At 45.1% G+C, this 14,696-nt stretch carries 17 protein-coding genes, 1 other RNA gene and 1 pseudogene; 9 read left to right on the top strand and 10 right to left on the bottom strand.

All coding sequences use genetic code 11. The features are described 5' to 3' along the window. Positions 1-92: 92 nt before the first annotated feature. From QTN95_RS02140 to rpoE, 4 genes are read right to left on the bottom strand one after another with little or no spacing between them, the layout of a single operon-like run. Complete coding sequence (locus tag QTN95_RS02140) at positions 93-563, bottom strand: SoxR reducing system RseC family protein (protein WP_331416165.1); 471 nt, start codon at positions 561-563, stop codon at positions 93-95. Continuing rightward, positions 560-1,525: a sigma-E factor regulatory protein RseB gene (rseB, locus tag QTN95_RS02135; protein ID WP_138971851.1), complete on the bottom strand. Its 966-nt coding sequence runs from the start codon at positions 1,523-1,525 to the stop codon at positions 560-562. The genes QTN95_RS02140 and rseB overlap by 4 nt, the downstream gene beginning before the upstream one ends. Then, on the bottom strand, positions 1,522-2,136 hold the full coding sequence (locus QTN95_RS02130) for an RseA family anti-sigma factor (protein WP_331416164.1): 615 nt from the start codon (positions 2,134-2,136) through the stop codon (positions 1,522-1,524). The genes rseB and QTN95_RS02130 overlap by 4 nt, the downstream gene beginning before the upstream one ends. A 25-nt stretch (positions 2,137-2,161) precedes the next feature. After that, positions 2,162-2,740 carry an RNA polymerase sigma factor RpoE gene (gene rpoE / locus QTN95_RS02125; protein WP_331416163.1) on the bottom strand — a complete coding sequence of 193 codons (579 nt, stop codon included), beginning with the start codon at positions 2,738-2,740 and terminating at the stop codon, positions 2,162-2,164. Positions 2,741-3,144: 404 nt separating this feature from the next. On the opposite strand from rpoE, the gene nadB reads away from it, so the two are divergent. Next, a complete protein-coding gene (gene nadB, locus QTN95_RS02120; protein WP_331416162.1) occupies positions 3,145-4,758 on the top strand; it encodes an L-aspartate oxidase in 1,614 nt (537 codons plus the stop codon). Between the two features lie 16 nt (positions 4,759-4,774). On the opposite strand, the gene QTN95_RS02115 is transcribed toward nadB, so the two are convergent. Continuing rightward, positions 4,775-5,086 (bottom strand): hypothetical protein, encoded by a 312-nt coding sequence (locus tag QTN95_RS02115; RefSeq protein WP_331416244.1) that lies wholly within the window; start codon positions 5,084-5,086, stop codon positions 4,775-4,777. A gap of 55 nt (positions 5,087-5,141) precedes the next feature. Further along, entirely contained in the window at positions 5,142-5,402 is a 261-nt protein-coding gene (locus QTN95_RS02110) for an FAD assembly factor SdhE (protein ID WP_269376511.1), read from the bottom strand. Positions 5,403-5,603: 201 nt separating this feature from the next. Here QTN95_RS02110 and ygfZ point away from each other — a divergent pair, with 201 nt between their 5' ends. The 3 genes from ygfZ to QTN95_RS02095 all read left to right on the top strand — a co-directional run bounded on the left by ygfZ (position 5,604) and on the right by QTN95_RS02095 (position 7,883). Next, a complete protein-coding gene (ygfZ, locus tag QTN95_RS02105) occupies positions 5,604-6,572 on the top strand; it encodes a tRNA-modifying protein YgfZ (RefSeq protein ID WP_331416161.1) in 969 nt (322 codons plus the stop codon). Continuing rightward, positions 6,565-7,041, top strand: coding sequence for an aminoacyl-tRNA deacylase (locus tag QTN95_RS02100; RefSeq protein ID WP_138971858.1), 477 nt, complete (start codon positions 6,565-6,567; stop codon positions 7,039-7,041). Before ygfZ ends, QTN95_RS02100 begins: the two co-directional genes overlap by 8 nt. 635 nt (positions 7,042-7,676) lie before the next feature. Then, positions 7,677-7,883, top strand: a complete 207-nt coding sequence (locus QTN95_RS02095) for a DUF1107 domain-containing protein (protein WP_138971859.1) — start codon at positions 7,677-7,679, stop codon at positions 7,881-7,883. A gap of 40 nt (positions 7,884-7,923) precedes the next feature. Here the strand turns inward: QTN95_RS02095 and QTN95_RS02090 are convergent, their stop codons facing one another. The 3 genes from QTN95_RS02090 to QTN95_RS02080 are packed head-to-tail and all read right to left on the bottom strand — an operon-like array spanning position 7,924 to position 10,943. Continuing rightward, positions 7,924-9,156, bottom strand: coding sequence for an FAD-dependent 2-octaprenylphenol hydroxylase (locus QTN95_RS02090; RefSeq protein WP_331416160.1), 1,233 nt, complete (start codon positions 9,154-9,156; stop codon positions 7,924-7,926). Between the two features lie 24 nt (positions 9,157-9,180). After that, complete coding sequence (gene ubiH / locus QTN95_RS02085) at positions 9,181-10,356, bottom strand: 2-octaprenyl-6-methoxyphenyl hydroxylase (RefSeq protein ID WP_331416159.1); 1,176 nt, start codon at positions 10,354-10,356, stop codon at positions 9,181-9,183. Between the two features lie 11 nt (positions 10,357-10,367). After that, on the bottom strand, positions 10,368-10,943 hold the full coding sequence (locus QTN95_RS02080) for a YecA/YgfB family protein (protein ID WP_138971862.1): 576 nt from the start codon (positions 10,941-10,943) through the stop codon (positions 10,368-10,370). Positions 10,944-11,180: 237 nt separating this feature from the next. Between QTN95_RS02080 and QTN95_RS02075 the strand changes: the two genes are divergently transcribed. The 5 genes from QTN95_RS02075 to serA all read left to right on the top strand — a co-directional run bounded on the left by QTN95_RS02075 (position 11,181) and on the right by serA (position 14,512). Beyond that, positions 11,181-11,489: a cell division protein ZapA gene (locus tag QTN95_RS02075; protein WP_138971863.1), complete on the top strand. Its 309-nt coding sequence runs from the start codon at positions 11,181-11,183 to the stop codon at positions 11,487-11,489. Positions 11,490-11,507: 18 nt separating this feature from the next. Beyond that, positions 11,508-11,690, top strand: a non-coding RNA gene (gene ssrS / locus QTN95_RS02070) — 6S RNA. Between the two features lie 33 nt (positions 11,691-11,723). Further along, entirely contained in the window at positions 11,724-12,311 is a 588-nt protein-coding gene (locus QTN95_RS02065; RefSeq protein WP_331416158.1) for a 5-formyltetrahydrofolate cyclo-ligase, read from the top strand. Positions 12,312-12,373: 62 nt separating this feature from the next. Then, complete coding sequence (rpiA, locus tag QTN95_RS02060; protein WP_331416157.1) at positions 12,374-13,030, top strand: ribose-5-phosphate isomerase RpiA; 657 nt, start codon at positions 12,374-12,376, stop codon at positions 13,028-13,030. A 252-nt stretch (positions 13,031-13,282) separates the two neighbouring features. Beyond that, on the top strand, positions 13,283-14,512 hold the full coding sequence (gene serA, locus QTN95_RS02055) for a phosphoglycerate dehydrogenase (protein WP_138971866.1): 1,230 nt from the start codon (positions 13,283-13,285) through the stop codon (positions 14,510-14,512). A 44-nt stretch (positions 14,513-14,556) separates the two neighbouring features. On the opposite strand, the pseudogene QTN95_RS02050 reads toward serA, so the two are convergent. Then, positions 14,557-14,696, bottom strand: a pseudogene (locus QTN95_RS02050) (IS4 family transposase); the annotation flags it as partial.

Here is a 14,696-nt window from a genome sequence, read left to right as displayed (position 1 = left end):
ACTAAACTCTTATAAATGGGGACAAGAAAGCCGTCTTGTGACGGCATTTCAATCAAGTTGGCAGATTCTACCCAATTTCTAGCCGCTTCGCACTAGCTAATTGGCTCACCTAATACCCTTAATAATATGACTTGCTGCGAAGATTGCTGCTCTAATCTGAAAGATAATCTTTTTGCTAGATAAATCCCTCCAACCGTTGCAAGAGCCGAAGTGAGGATGACTACCCCCTCTCCGAGAGAAAACGCAGGGACAATCCACCATTGAGCGACCAACGCGCCAATGATCATCGCAAACAGTGGCAAGAGATAAACCAGCGCTGCGGACTGCAATACGCTTTTTTCAGGCAAACCGATTTCCACCACTTGCCCTTTCTCAACTCGCTTATCTGTCACTAGATGCCAGTGGAGCGATTTTTTCCCCACGGCTTTAGATACAATGCCCGTCCCACAGCTCTTCTGAGATGAACAGCTACTGCAGCTCGTCTGCTGTTCGCAACTTAGCTCGACATCAAATCCCGATGCCAGCTCTGTCACCTCAGAAACTGTTGCCAATGCGGTCATCATTGGGTGGTACTCTCACTCTTTACAAACGTCACTGACAGAGCAATACGTTTGGCAGTAGCAGGGGGGATATCACCGATAACAGAGATTTCGTACTCGCCGCGAACAAAGCTATGCAGCGTTCTGCGACCTTGTCTCACTAGCTGTCCTTTAAGCGACAAGTCATCACTATCCGAGATATAGATAGAAAAATTAAATAAGCCATCACTGTACATTTGGCTTTCGACCATGCGGTCGGTATTGTTCATTCGATAACGATTGAGCTCTTTCGGCTCGAAACCATTAGGGATCCAACCAACCGTCCAATATGAACTGCTCACCTGACCTTTAGGCAAAGAGAGAACTTCTGGCAATTTGACCTGATTCAGTCCACTCATCGCCTGTCCAATCTGATCGTTAACACTAAATGAGATGGTTCGGTACTGCTCTAACACTTCACCGTCTCGATCAACCAGATCAGCCCGTAAAGGTAATTTGCTTTTTTCATCTACCCACAGCACATACGAGTAACGCTGCCCATCTTTAGGCACAACACGTAACACCTGACATGCGGTACCCGCTTCGCGCGCGCGTCCGACAGGAATAAAGTCGTAAAACCCTTTCAACTTATCAACATTGGCATTGAGCATAGGGATGGTTGGTGCAACCAAGTTACCGGATTCAATCGTAAAAGGTTCGACGCCAGGTTCGATGTAACTCACTTCATCACCACGTCGAATAACCTCTCTTACTGGGCCACTCAAGTAAAGTAGATGAGCAAGTTGCTTACCCTCTGCGCGAGCGTGTCGGTACAGCAGTGGTTCAATGCTATTTTTCTTAATTAAAATATAAGACAGTTCGTAATTTAAATGCTGACTTGCCTCGTTCATTTGATGCAACAAAGCCTCTGCAGAATCATCATCTGCAAAGGCCAATGTTGTATTCAAACTGAGCAGTGTCAGCACACTGATCAGAATTTTTTTCATTCAACTACCGTTTCAGGATTATCACTGTGCTCAAGGCCGTTGTCACTATTCAAGCGTAGCTGTAATTCGTAGTCTTGTAGCATCGCATTAATGCGACGACGTTGTTCCTGAACATTTAATTCATTGGTATTCGATTGTTCAAGCGAAGAGCGGGTTAAGCTCACTGGTTCAGCACTTCCAGAGAAAGGAATGGTTTGCAGAACAGGTAAAGTTTCCGCTTCTGGAACGCTAGCATCCGAGCCGCCATATTGTTGCACGCCAAGAATAACAACCAACGAGACACAGGCAGCCATAGCGACCTGACCAAATTGGCTTAACCAAGCAGGCATTTGACGACGAGCTTGTGACGGCGTCGGTTGAGACTCAACACGACGGTGCTGCGCTAACTGAGTTACTGTTGAGTGCGCTGGTTCACTTTCAAGTGCTAGCGCTACGCTTTCAGCAATGTTCCACTCCGGTTTTTCCGGAGCCTCACCACGCATCACGTCACCAATTAAATGATAATTGTGCCATGATTGCAGGCTTTCTTGGTCTTGCTCTAGTTCACTTATCAGAGCTTTATCAACCAACTCTCCATCCATGAGTGCTGAAAGTTTCTCTTTGTCAGCCATTATTTTCACCATTAATGTTACTGGTCTAGCGTTGCAAAAGGGGTTGAATTTTCTTTTCAACCGCTTCACGAGCACGGAAGATACGCGAACGTACCGTTCCTACAGGGCAATCCATAACCGCTGCTATTTCTTCGTAGCTTAAGCCATCGAGCTCGCGCAACGTCATTGCGGTTTTTAAATCATCAGGCAGTGCATCAATCGCACTGAAAACAACACGTTTCAATTCATTGGACAACGTTAAGTTCTCAGGGTTCGAAATTTCTTTTAATGCATTACCCGTTTCGTAATATTCAGCATCTTCAGTATCCACATCTTGTGCAGGGGGTCTTCTGCCCTGTGCGACAAGGTGGTTTTTTGCAGTATTAACGGCAATCCGATATAACCAAGTATAGAAGGCACTTTCACCACGAAAGCTTGGTATCGCTCGGTACGCCTTAATAAATGCTTCTTGTGCTACATCGGGAACATCACCAGGATTATTCACATAGCGAGAAATAAGATTGCAAACTTTGTTCTGGTACTTAGTCACCAACAAGTTGAATGCTTGCTTATCCCCATTCTGAACTCGCTCAATTAATACTTGATCGGTCAGCTGCTCGTTCATTCGAGCGGGTACTCCTATTGTTATTCGCCCCTATCTTCTCTGACATGGACATTAATTATGCAAAATGTAGTCTTGACACCACTGCTTACTTGAGCACTATTGTGACCTAGCTAATAAAGATAAGTTCAAAAAATTCTTCAAACTATTTTTACGCAATGATGCACCAAACTACCTATGTTCCAAATTGTGGGGATGTAGGTAAAGAAAAGCAATGCTATTTACGAACAATTGCATTTATGCAAAGCCATTCTTGGAGTGGTACTATAGCGGATTGACTCTTTTGTTTTGTGAGTCAAATATGCAATTCAATGACAGATTTAAGAGCGGGATCGCTCTGTTGTCTATGCGTTTTTTCGGGAAGGAAGGCGCACAGATACAACTTAACTCGGGAATGATAAAGTTTTATGAACGCAAACTGTGAACATCAGTGTGATGTGTTGGTGGTGGGTAGTGGCGCAGCAGGTCTATCGTTGGCGTTGCGTGTCGCTGAATACGGCAAAGTCATCGTGCTGAGTAAAGGAGCTCGTAGCGAAGGAGCGACCTATTACGCGCAAGGTGGTATCGCCGCAGTTTTCGATGAGTCAGACAGCATTGAATCGCACGTTCAAGACACCCTAATCGCAGGTGCAGGCATTTGCGAAAAAGAGACGGTTGAGTTTATTGCCCGAAACGCCAAAGAGTGTGTGCAATGGCTAATCGATGGTGGCGTTCCATTTGATCGTGAAGAAAACGATAGTGATGAGGCCCCTCGTTACCACTTAACCAGAGAGGGTGGCCACAGCCATCGTCGCATTTTACATGCCGCCGATGCTACAGGCATGGCAATGCAAACCTCTCTGCAAGACAATGTTCATAATCACCCAAACATTACGGTTTTAGAGCGTCATAACGCCCTAGACTTAATTACCGAAGACAAAGTCGGTGGAGACAGCAAAAAGGTTGTCGGTGCATACATCTGGAACCGTAATCAGGAGCACGTCGAAACTGTACGTTCAAAGTTCGTCGTTCTTGCGACAGGTGGAGCATCAAAAGTATACCAATACACATCTAACCCTGACGTTTCATCCGGTGATGGTATCGCGATGGCTTGGCGCGCAGGCTGTCGAGTGGCAAACCTAGAGTTCAATCAATTCCATCCAACCTGTTTATATCATCCAGAAGCTCGAAACTTCTTGCTCACAGAAGCTTTGCGCGGTGAAGGCGCCTATTTACGTCGTCCTGACGGCTCTCGCTTTATGCCTGATTTCGATCCACGTGAAGAGCTTGCACCACGTGATGTGGTCGCTCGTGCTATCGACTTTGAAATGAAACGACTGGGTGCAGACTGTATGTACCTAGACATTAGTCATAAGCCAGCAGATTTTATTGAGAAACACTTCCCAACCATCAATACGCGCCTGCTCGAGCTTGGCATAGATATGACCAAAGAACCAATCCCAGTGGTTCCTGCGGCACACTACACCTGTGGTGGCGTTATGGTTGAGCAGACAGGCCAAACGGATCTCTCTCAACTCTATGCAATCGGTGAAGTCAGCTATACCGGTCTACACGGTGCAAACCGCATGGCATCAAATTCTTTGCTTGAGTGTGTGGTCTACGCGTGGGCTGCTGCCAATGACATCATCACAAATCTCGATCAAGCAACGTTGCCACCAAGTCTTCCTGCTTGGGATGAAAGTCAGGTTAGCTGCTCAGATGAAGAGGTCGTCATTCAGCATAACTGGCATGAGTTACGTCTCTTTATGTGGGACTACATGGGGATCGTTAGAACCGATAAGCGTTTGGAGCGTGCATTGCGCCGAATCCAGCTACTTCAGCAGGAAACACACGAGTACTACAGTAACTTCAGAGTATCTAACAACTTACTTGAACTGCGTAATCTACTACAGGTTGCTGAGCTTATGGTACGTTGTGCAATGGAACGCAAAGAGAGCCGCGGCCTACACTACACTCTAGACTACCCTGAACTTGCCGAAGACAGTGGTCCAACAATTTTAGTACCAGAGAAGCTAAAATAATCTCACTTGAGGGAGCCTATGGCTCCCTTTTTAACATCACCACTAACTCACGATATTTTGCTTCTGTGACACTATCTCGCCACAGCATCACTCTTTCCTCATTGCGATGAATGATCACCAAGCCGATCGGTAGAAACGTGAACATCACTTTTTTGATCTTATGCCGACCACGAGTTGATTGATATTGCGTTGCAGAAAAAAAACTCACTTCATCTCGCAATGACTTAATAAGTAACGGTTCTGCCTTGACGTGTTTAAAAAGCACAAACAAAAGCAAAAAGGTTGGGGCTAACGGTAATGTAGAGAGGGTAATTATTGAGAAGGCCAAAACCAGTAGCAAGGTATTGGCCTTTAGCGCAATAGCTGATGGGGTTAAAGTGAGATTAACGCACTTTGCTGAGGTTATGCGCGACAATCTTATCTACCATTGCTGCATGGCCTAAGTTCTCGCTTCGACCATGTCCCATAATCCAGGTAAACAAATCTGGATCATCACACTCCAGCAGTGAGACAAAGTCACGTTGTTCATTTTCTTGTAGGCCATCAAAGCATTCTTCAAAAAATGGCATGATCACTACGTCGAGTTCTAACATTCCACGGCGACACGCCCATTTAATACGCGCTTTTTGTTCTGCGGTATACATTCTACTTCCTCACCTTATCGGTTGTTTGCGCCGAGTGTAACAAGCAAATAAGCTTACAACTAGTACGTCAGTCACACTCCCGACTAAGGTCACTATTTTCGTTCACTATCTAGATTATGAATGGCACACAATTCGAAAGGTTGTTTATCACTAGGAATAGGCGATAACATACGGCCATCAACTACTTATTAGGTAACTATCATGGATTGGCACAACGACTTTGCACCCTTACAACTCGCGTCAAATGATGTTCTTCCCCAACTGGCGATTGCCCCTCTCAACTCATGGGCTGCAATCACCATGGTTGGTGAAGATAAGAAGTCTTACTTACAAGGCCAAGTTACCTGCGATGTGGTTAAGCTAGAACCACATTTATCCACATTTGGCGCCCACTGCGATGCCAAAGGTAAAGTCTGGAGTGTATTCCGACTCTTCCATCACAATGATGGTTATGCCATGTTTCAACCGTCAGCAGTGATCGAAAAAGAGCTGGCTGAAATTAAAAAGTATGCCGTTTTTTCAAAGGTAGAAATCAAGCAAGCCGACGAGATCGCTCTGGGTGTGATGGGTGAAAAGGCAACCGAACTGGTTGATAGACTCTCTACTCTATCTGGAGATGTGCGCCCAATAGATGGCGGAACAGCCGTTAAAATAGACCACCAGCGCTGGTTGCTGCTAATAACACAAGAGGCGGCACAGCACATTGTGGCTTCAAGCCAAGCTGACAAGGTTGATGAGACACTTTGGACACTCCTCGATATCCAAGCGGGTTTGCCGATCTTAACAGCTGAACAGCAAAATGAGCACATACCACAAGCACTCAATGTTCAAGCTTTAGCGGGTATTAGCTTCACTAAAGGCTGTTACACCGGACAGGAAACGGTAGCACGAGCTAAATATCGCGGGATTAACAAACGTGCGCTATTCATTATTAAAGGGGAAGCACAGCAGGAGATTGCTGCTAACGCAGAACTAGAGCGCGCTGTTGGAGAAAACTGGCGTAGCGCGGGTCAACTGCTCGCACACTATCGCTATAGTGATAACCATGCCTTGGCTCTTGTTGTATTACCAAACAACTTGGAAGAGGACACTCAGCTACGCCTTAAAGACCAGGCTCAAAGTCAGTGGACTTTCGCGTCCCTTCCTTACTCACTTGAAGACAATGACTAGTCCGTTTTCTACTCATATTACCCAATACCTTGAATCGCAGCAGGTCAATTTTCGCCTGCTGCCTCATCAACGTCCAGCCGTCACAATTGAAGATGCGGCGATGCAAAGAGGTATTCGCCCAAGTCAGATGGTGAAGTCGATTGTACTGAGAGATATGAGCAATCGTTACGCCATCGCTTGTGCACCCGGAGATCAATCTATCGATCCCAAGAAAGTCAGGGCTTTACTAGAGTGGCGACGTATGACCTGCGTATCTATGGAGCAGGTAGCGAGTTTAACGGGCTACCAGATTGGTACCGTCGTTCCCCTTCTTTTAAAAACGCCAATGGCCGTGATCTTCGATCAACAACTTCTGAGTGAACCTGAAGTCACCATCAGCAGTGGCTCCAATATGGCGGGTATTGCCCTCCAATGTGATGATTTGATTCGCCTTTGCCAACCTAGAGTCGCCAATATCTGCCGCGACTGAAACGAAACCTACCCAAGTTGGATAACATTCAGATATTTTTTTGCAATCGATTTCATTAATTGGTGATTAGCGTCTCACACCCAAGTATTGGTTGTTAAGTTTTTATTCAATTTAAAAGCATAAGTAGTCAAGGTGTGTTTTTTGAAGTATTCTGTTTTTGTTGGTTAAAGTTCGAACAAAGGTCATGTGCCCCGTTCGACACTCGCTGAAGAGTCTGTATATAACTTGGAATGCGAGTGCACTCCTTCTCCAACAAAAAAAAGTGAATCCACTGATTGTTTCAGGACATCCACTTTTTGTGTAATGCATCTGTGACTATTCGCCCGCCTTGAAGCGGGCTTTTTTTTGCAAATTTAACACCAAATTAACACCCAATTAAAAAGTTAAACTATTCTTAAAACTGTCACATAGTTGAGGCTTAATACTTCACGATTAAGAGCTTCTATAAGTTCCTAACTCAGAACATAAATGAGGTAATTATCACAATAATTTGGATATTTATCCGCGAATTTGCCTACAGCAACACAAATATCCAAATAACACAGTTTTGACTGCATATTCCCCCATGACAATCACACAATTAACGGTGGGAACTCAGTATAATTGCGGTGCTTGCTAAACATAAGGACAAATATATGAGACTGTTTAAGCGCTATACACCAGGTATGATTGCTAAACACATTAGTCGACTATTTAAAGGAAGGATTTATATCTACGGAGTAGGTAAATTTGAGTTTGATAACGGTAAGCTTATTCTGCCAGAAAAGGCAGAGCGCAGGCATTTTCAAGCGGTAAAAGAGATCAATAAAGAAATCATGAAACTCCGCTGTGCATACGCATAACAGAATTTAAAAAGGGTTGGCAATGCCAACCCTTTCCACTTTAGTGGGTTTGAGATTTTATTCCTCTGTTCTGTGCCAGTTTCGGCAAATCACCTTTCAAACCCAATGCGCGCTTCATAATCTCATCTTTTGCACCAGGAAGTTGGCCTGCTAGCTTCATACCTATACCGCGGAGCAGTTTTTTCGCTGGATTATTGCCTTCGAAGAGATCTTTAAATCCTTGCATTGCCGCAATCATCTTAGCGGCCTCAGCTTTACGCCAACGTTCATAACCCCGTAGATTTCGTTTAGTCCCAAAGTCTTCACCTTGCTGCCACATTTCTAGTACGTGTTGGGCAAGACTCGCCGCATCAAGCAAACCTAAGTTTACCCCCTGCCCTGCGAGTGGGTGAATGGTATGTGCCGCATCTCCAATTAATGCAACTCGCTCTGTCACAAAGTCGCGTGCATAGCGCATTTTTAATGGGAAGGCGAATCGCTCACCAAGCACTTCACACAAGCCAAGTCTATTATCAAACTCAGCAGTAAGCACTTTACTAAACTCATTGGCTGACATACCAAGTAAACGTTCAGCACGATTCGGTTCCGTCGACCACACAATAGAACTCAAATTATCTTCACCTAAAGGAAGAAAAGCCACTGGACCTTGAGGTGTAAAGGTTTGACGCGCAACACCTTGGTGAGATTCTTGAGTACGAACGTTAGCAACAATCGCGCTGTGACCGTAATCCCAATGTGTCAAAGGAATATCTTGCTGCTTGCGTACCCAAGAGTTGGCGCCATCAGCACCAACAACTAGCTTGGCCGTCAATGATTGCCCGCTATCTAAGTTGATCCATGCTTCACTCTCTCCAATCGCCATCGAAGCACATTTCGCCGGCATAAATAGAGTGACATTACTTTGCTGCTTAACTTGATCAAGTAACGCAAGTTGAATAACTCGGTTCTCAACAATATGACCGAGGTCCGGTTGCGCTAGCTGCTGTGCTTCGAACTCAATTCGAGCAAAACTGTCTTGTTCCCAGACTTCCATTGCACGATAAGGGGCCGCTCGACGCTGAACGATTCCTTGCCATGCCCCTAGGTTTCGCAAAATTGTCTCACTAGAACGACTTAATGCTGAAACACGCACATCAGGAAGCTCACCAAGCTCACTTTCTGGTTCACGACTTTCGATCACCGCGATACGTAGTTCTGTATCTTTGAACGCAGCGGCGAGCGCTAAGCCAACCATTCCACCACCAACAATGGCGATATCTACACTTTGCATCATATCTTTGTGTCCTTGCTGATATCTCTAACGAGACACCAAACCTAATGTTCTTCTCAATAGTGGTGTTTTGAGTATCGGCAAATTATCCATCGCAAACAGACCCACATTTCGCCCGATCCGCGTCGCTAAGTAATCATTTGAAAACAGATGTACTAACGCAGAGGTCATCTCAATTGTCGCATCACGATCATCACATCGAGACTGCTTAAAGCGTTTTAAAACCTGATAACAACCCACATCATGTGTCGAATTTGCAATACTTTCAGCCAAGGTAGCGACGTCTCTGATACCTAAGTTAAATCCCTGTCCAGCGATAGGGTGAAGCGTTTGTGCCGCATTCCCGACAACAGCAAAGCGGTGCGAAACATTTTCTTTTCGGTATCTAAGTAGTAACGGGTAGCTCGCTCGCTGTCCGACTTTTTTTAACTTACCTAACCGCCAACCAAATGCCGTTTGAAGCTCTGACAAGAACTGTTTGTCATCATAGTCCATGACTTCTGTCGCATGTTCTGGACGCAAACACCAAACTAAGGACATACGCCCTTCCGACATAGGTAACAGGGCAACAGGTCCGGACTCGGTGAAACGCTCAAATGCTTGCCCCTTATGAGCAAGCTCTGTGGTAACATTCGCTATCACAGCAACTTGATCGAAGTTATGCTCAGTCAGTTCATGCCCCAACTGCTGGCAACAGGTAGACATCGCGCCATCTGCCGCAACCAACAATTTACCTTCAACCACCGTTTCATTGGTGAGCCTTATCTGCACTTTTTTCTCATGACGAGTAACTTGACTTACAGAAGCTTGGATCAGTTCAATATTGCCGTCTAACTGAGCCTGACTATTGTAAATACGACCAACATCAGCCAATTCGACAACATACCCCAAGGCTTCTAGACCCACTTCCTGAGTTGCGATATCGGTCAGACCTGCATGGGTTCGGTCGGAGACATGAATGTGTTCAATTGGCGTGGCAATTTTTGCAATTTCTTCCCATAAACCAAACTTCCTCAGGATCGCCGCGCTACCATAGGAAAGTGCAATCGAACGTGAATCAAAGCCAGGATGAGCCTGATCGTCAACAGGAAAAGGTTCTATCACCGCAATAGACAAAGGTTGTTTGGAAAGCTTATTTATCGCTAATGCTAAGGTCATTCCTGCCATAGCACCACCAGCAATCACCACATCAAACTGCTTCATCGCGTTACCTATTAATGAATCGTTGGAGCCTGTTTCTCGACCGGTTTTTGGCCAAATTCTGCATGAATGGTCAACACACATGCCTTAACATGTTCGATCACGTGCTCTAATAACTGAGCTTGTTCTTCGAGATCATCCTCTTCGTCAATACCCAGTTTGGCTATTTCTTCTAAATCAGCCAATGCCTCTTTAACGTCACTTGATGCCTTATTGAGCGCAGCATTGATTAAACCAAGACCAGAAATAAAGTGGTTAACCCATTCGGCCAAACCATCTGCGACGTCAAACAGTGTTGCACTCGCTTCATCATCGGGAAGGAGTAGCTCAAGATCCATTCCAGAACCTGTTAGCTCCTGAATAGTTGCATCTAAAGTGCCTTCGGCTAACTGCAAAGATTTTGTAGGCCACCCCATACCTTCACTCACATAGTCATAAACAAGTGGCTGCCAACTTTTATCTATTAGGCTCAAACCGCCACAAAGCATTCCAGTGAGCAAGCCGTGAAGTTCTGCTGGGTTAACCGCTAAGCCTGCCGACTGTAACTCACTGGCAAATGTCAGATAATCAGGTAATTTGGTGTCGCTCATTGCTATGACCTAAAATAAAGTAAATATCCTCAATCGTATCACTTACCAAAGCAGGCGAAAACGCGTGATTGCGCAATTGTGGGGAGCTTTTACACAAATTGCCCAATTACTGTGTTGTTACACACTGATTTTGGTTAGGTCTAACTGAAAAGCTTGAATCTTAATAAGGCTTTTTCTATAGTTTCTCCCTCGGTGATTATCTGCTTTATCACCTTAGACAACAGATATAGAGTCGGTATGAGTAATCAAGCGGTAGAAGTCGAAATCTTAGGCAAACTAACTCGTGTTAACTGTCCAGCAGGACAAGAAGAGTCTTTGATCAATGCAGCAGCACGTTTAGATGATCGCCTTAAAGAGTTAGCGGCTAAAACCAAGATGACCAACGAAGTACAGCTGCTGACCTTTGTTGCCTTAAACTTTTGTCACGAACTCGAAGTCCGCGACAACGATTCAAAGCAGGAACAAGATGCAATGGTTGAGCGTATGGAACTGCTCTCTGCGTCTTTGGATGATGCAATTAGTAAAGTTAAGCCAGGACAGCAGTAACCTTTACACCATCAAGAATTTACCCTGGAGTGTTCGTGAGGGGATTAAGTCCCTGAGCCGATAAGCAATACCCAAGGGTTAGTACTTGATAGCTATTGAGCAAGCTCGGCTTGTACCGAGAAGCCTACGGTTATCTCTGCTGATCCGCCTTGAACCAGCTGGTTCAAGGGTCCATATCTCCAACGGCACTCTGGGGTATCCCTATCTCGATACCCAGCAACCATGGGTAATGTCATGACTCTTTCACGCCAAGACTTACGCAAAGTCATTCGACAGAAACGCAATGCGCTCAGTAGCGACACGCAATATCTGGCAGGATTAGACTTAGTGACACAATTCAAGCAATTGCCTGAGAGCGCCTCAGCACAACACATCGCTTTGTACATCACCGCAGATGGCGAGATCGATACTAAACCACTCATTGAATGGCTATGGCATCAGGGAAAGGATGTCTACTTGCCTGTAATTCATCCCTTCTCCCACGGTCATCTACTGTTTCTTCGATACTCAAGCACGACACCTATGGTGCTAAACCGCTATGCAATTGCAGAACCCAAATTAAACCAGACTCAGATTATTCCTGTCGCTCAGCTTGATCTCATCTGCACCCCTTTAGTCGCTTTTGACTCGACTGGACATCGCCTAGGAATGGGAGGGGGCTACTACGATCGAACGCTAGAGCCTTGGTTCAACACACGCCTCGGGCCTAAACCGATTGGATTAGCCCATGACTGCCAACAAGTCGACTCACTGCCTATTGAGTCTTGGGATGTACCTCTACCTAAAATAGTGACGCCAAGCCAGATCTGGGATTGGGAATAAAACCAATTTGCAGCTATAATCGCCGCCGCAAACGATTTTACTACCGCCTCTAGGAGATGAGCATGACTCAAGATGAAATGAAGAAAGAAGCTGGTTGGGCAGCACTTAAGTATGTTGAAAAAGGCAGCATTGTTGGTGTTGGTACAGGCTCTACTGTGAATCACTTCATCGATGCACTTGCAACAATGAAAGATGACATCAAAGGTGCTGTTTCAAGCTCTGAAGCATCAACTGAAAAGCTAAAAGGTCTCGGCATTGAAGTCTTCGACTGCAACGATGTTGCGATGCTAGACATCTATGTTGATGGTGCTGATGAGATCAACGCATCTCGTGACATGATCAAAGGCGGTGGCGCAGCACTGACTCGTGAGAAAATTGTTGCTGCTATTTCTGAGAAGTTCGTCTGTATCGTTGACAATACTAAAGCAGTCGACGTACTTGGCCAATTCCCACTACCAGTAGAAGTTATCCCAATGGCACGCTCTTACGTCGCTCGCCAGTTGGTTAAATTAGGTGGTGATCCTGCTTACCGTGAAGGTGTAGTCACTGACAATGGCAACGTTATTCTTGATGTGCATGGCATGAAGATTACTGATCCAAAAGATCTAGAAGATAAAATCAACTCTATTGCTGGTGTCGTCACTGTTGGTCTATTCGCACACCGTGGTGCTGATGTTGTCATCACTGGCACGCCGGAAGGGGCAAAAATCGAAGAGTAACCCATCAATTTTGGTTATTTCATTACAAGCGGCGCCATTTGGCGCCGTTTTTTTCATTTTAATCAATAAATATTCTGCCTTATTCCGTAATTTTCTTACCCAAACTGTATTTTTTTTGTTAAGTTAATGGTCAGAAGACGCACAAGGAAAACGTTTGCGTACTACATAACGCTGATAAAAACGTTTGCTTTATCTGCTTTAGTCTAATGTGCGCCACTTAAGCCCAATTTCCCCACTTTAAGGAAGAAGACAATGGCCAAAGTTTCACTGGAAAAAGACAAAATAAAAATTCTCTTGCTTGAAGGTCTACATCCATCAACAGTAGAAGTTCTTCAGGCTGCCGGCTACACCAACATTGAGTATCACAAAGGTTCACTTCCAGAAGATGAGCTTCTAGAAGCCGTTAAGGATGTCCATTTTATTGGTATCCGTTCGCGCACTAATTTGACAGAAGAAGTGATCAACGCTGCCGAAAAGTTAGTCGCCATTGGCTGTTTCTGTATTGGTACCAACCAAGTTGATCTTAAAGCAGCCGCATCTCGCGGTATTCCAGTATTTAACGCACCTTTCTCAAATACACGTAGTGTTGCGGAATTGGTACTAGGTCAGATCTTATTGCTACTACGCGGTATTCCAGAAAAGAACGCGCTAGCTCACCGTGGTATTTGGAAGAAGAGTGCTGACAATTCATACGAAGCACGCGGTAAACGTTTAGGTATTATCGGTTATGGTCACATTGGTACACAGTTAGGTATTATTGCTGAAAACCTGGGTATGCGTGTCTACTTCTACGATATTGAGAACAAGCTTTCACTAGGTAACGCGACTCAAGTCCACACTATGAGTGAGCTTCTGAATAAATGTGATGTCATCTCACTTCACGTTCCTGAAACCGCTGATACAAAGAACATGATGGGTGCCGAAGAGTTCGCTCGCATGAAGCCAGGTTCAATCTTTATCAACGCTGCTCGTGGTACCGTGGTTGATATCGAAGCACTCTGCCATAGTCTGGAAGCAGGTCACCTTGCTGGTGCGGCAATTGACGTATTCCCGACCGAGCCAAAAACCAACGCAGATCCATTTGAGTCTCCACTGCAAAAATTCGATAACGTGATCCTAACTCCTCACGTAGGCGGCTCAACTCAAGAAGCTCAAGAAAACATTGGCGTAGAAGTAGCAGGAAAGTTGGCTAAGTACTCAGACAATGGTTCAACGCTATCAAGCGTTAACTTCCCTGAAGTTTCTCTACCAGAGCATCGCGATTGTTCACGACTGCTGCACATTCACGAAAACCGTCCAGGTATTCTGACTCAAATTAACACCATCTTCGCTGAAGAGGGGATTAACATCGCAGGTCAATACCTACAGACAGCAGCAGACTTCGGTTATGTGGTTATTGATGTAGAGACGGAACGCTCTGAAGAAGCACTGAAAAAGCTAAAAAGCATCGAAGGTACTATTCGCGCTCGTATCCTTCACTAATCAATTCATAAATGCAAAAAACCACCGTTATACGGTAACTCCTATCACTTAACGTGTTTGGAACGAACTGGATAGCGAGTCTTATTCATACGAACGGTCCTTGATTTGGGCCGTTTTTTTCGCTCTGGCAGAATGTAGCGCTTCACTCGCTCTCGCATCGCCCTTAACTTTTTGGGGATCGAAC

The sequence above is a fragment of the Vibrio sp. M260112 genome (assembly GCF_036533775.1).
GTDB lineage: Bacteria > Pseudomonadota > Gammaproteobacteria > Enterobacterales > Vibrionaceae > Vibrio.
Note: the sequence above shows the minus strand (reverse complement) of the source record. Positions and strands in the feature narration are given on the sequence as shown.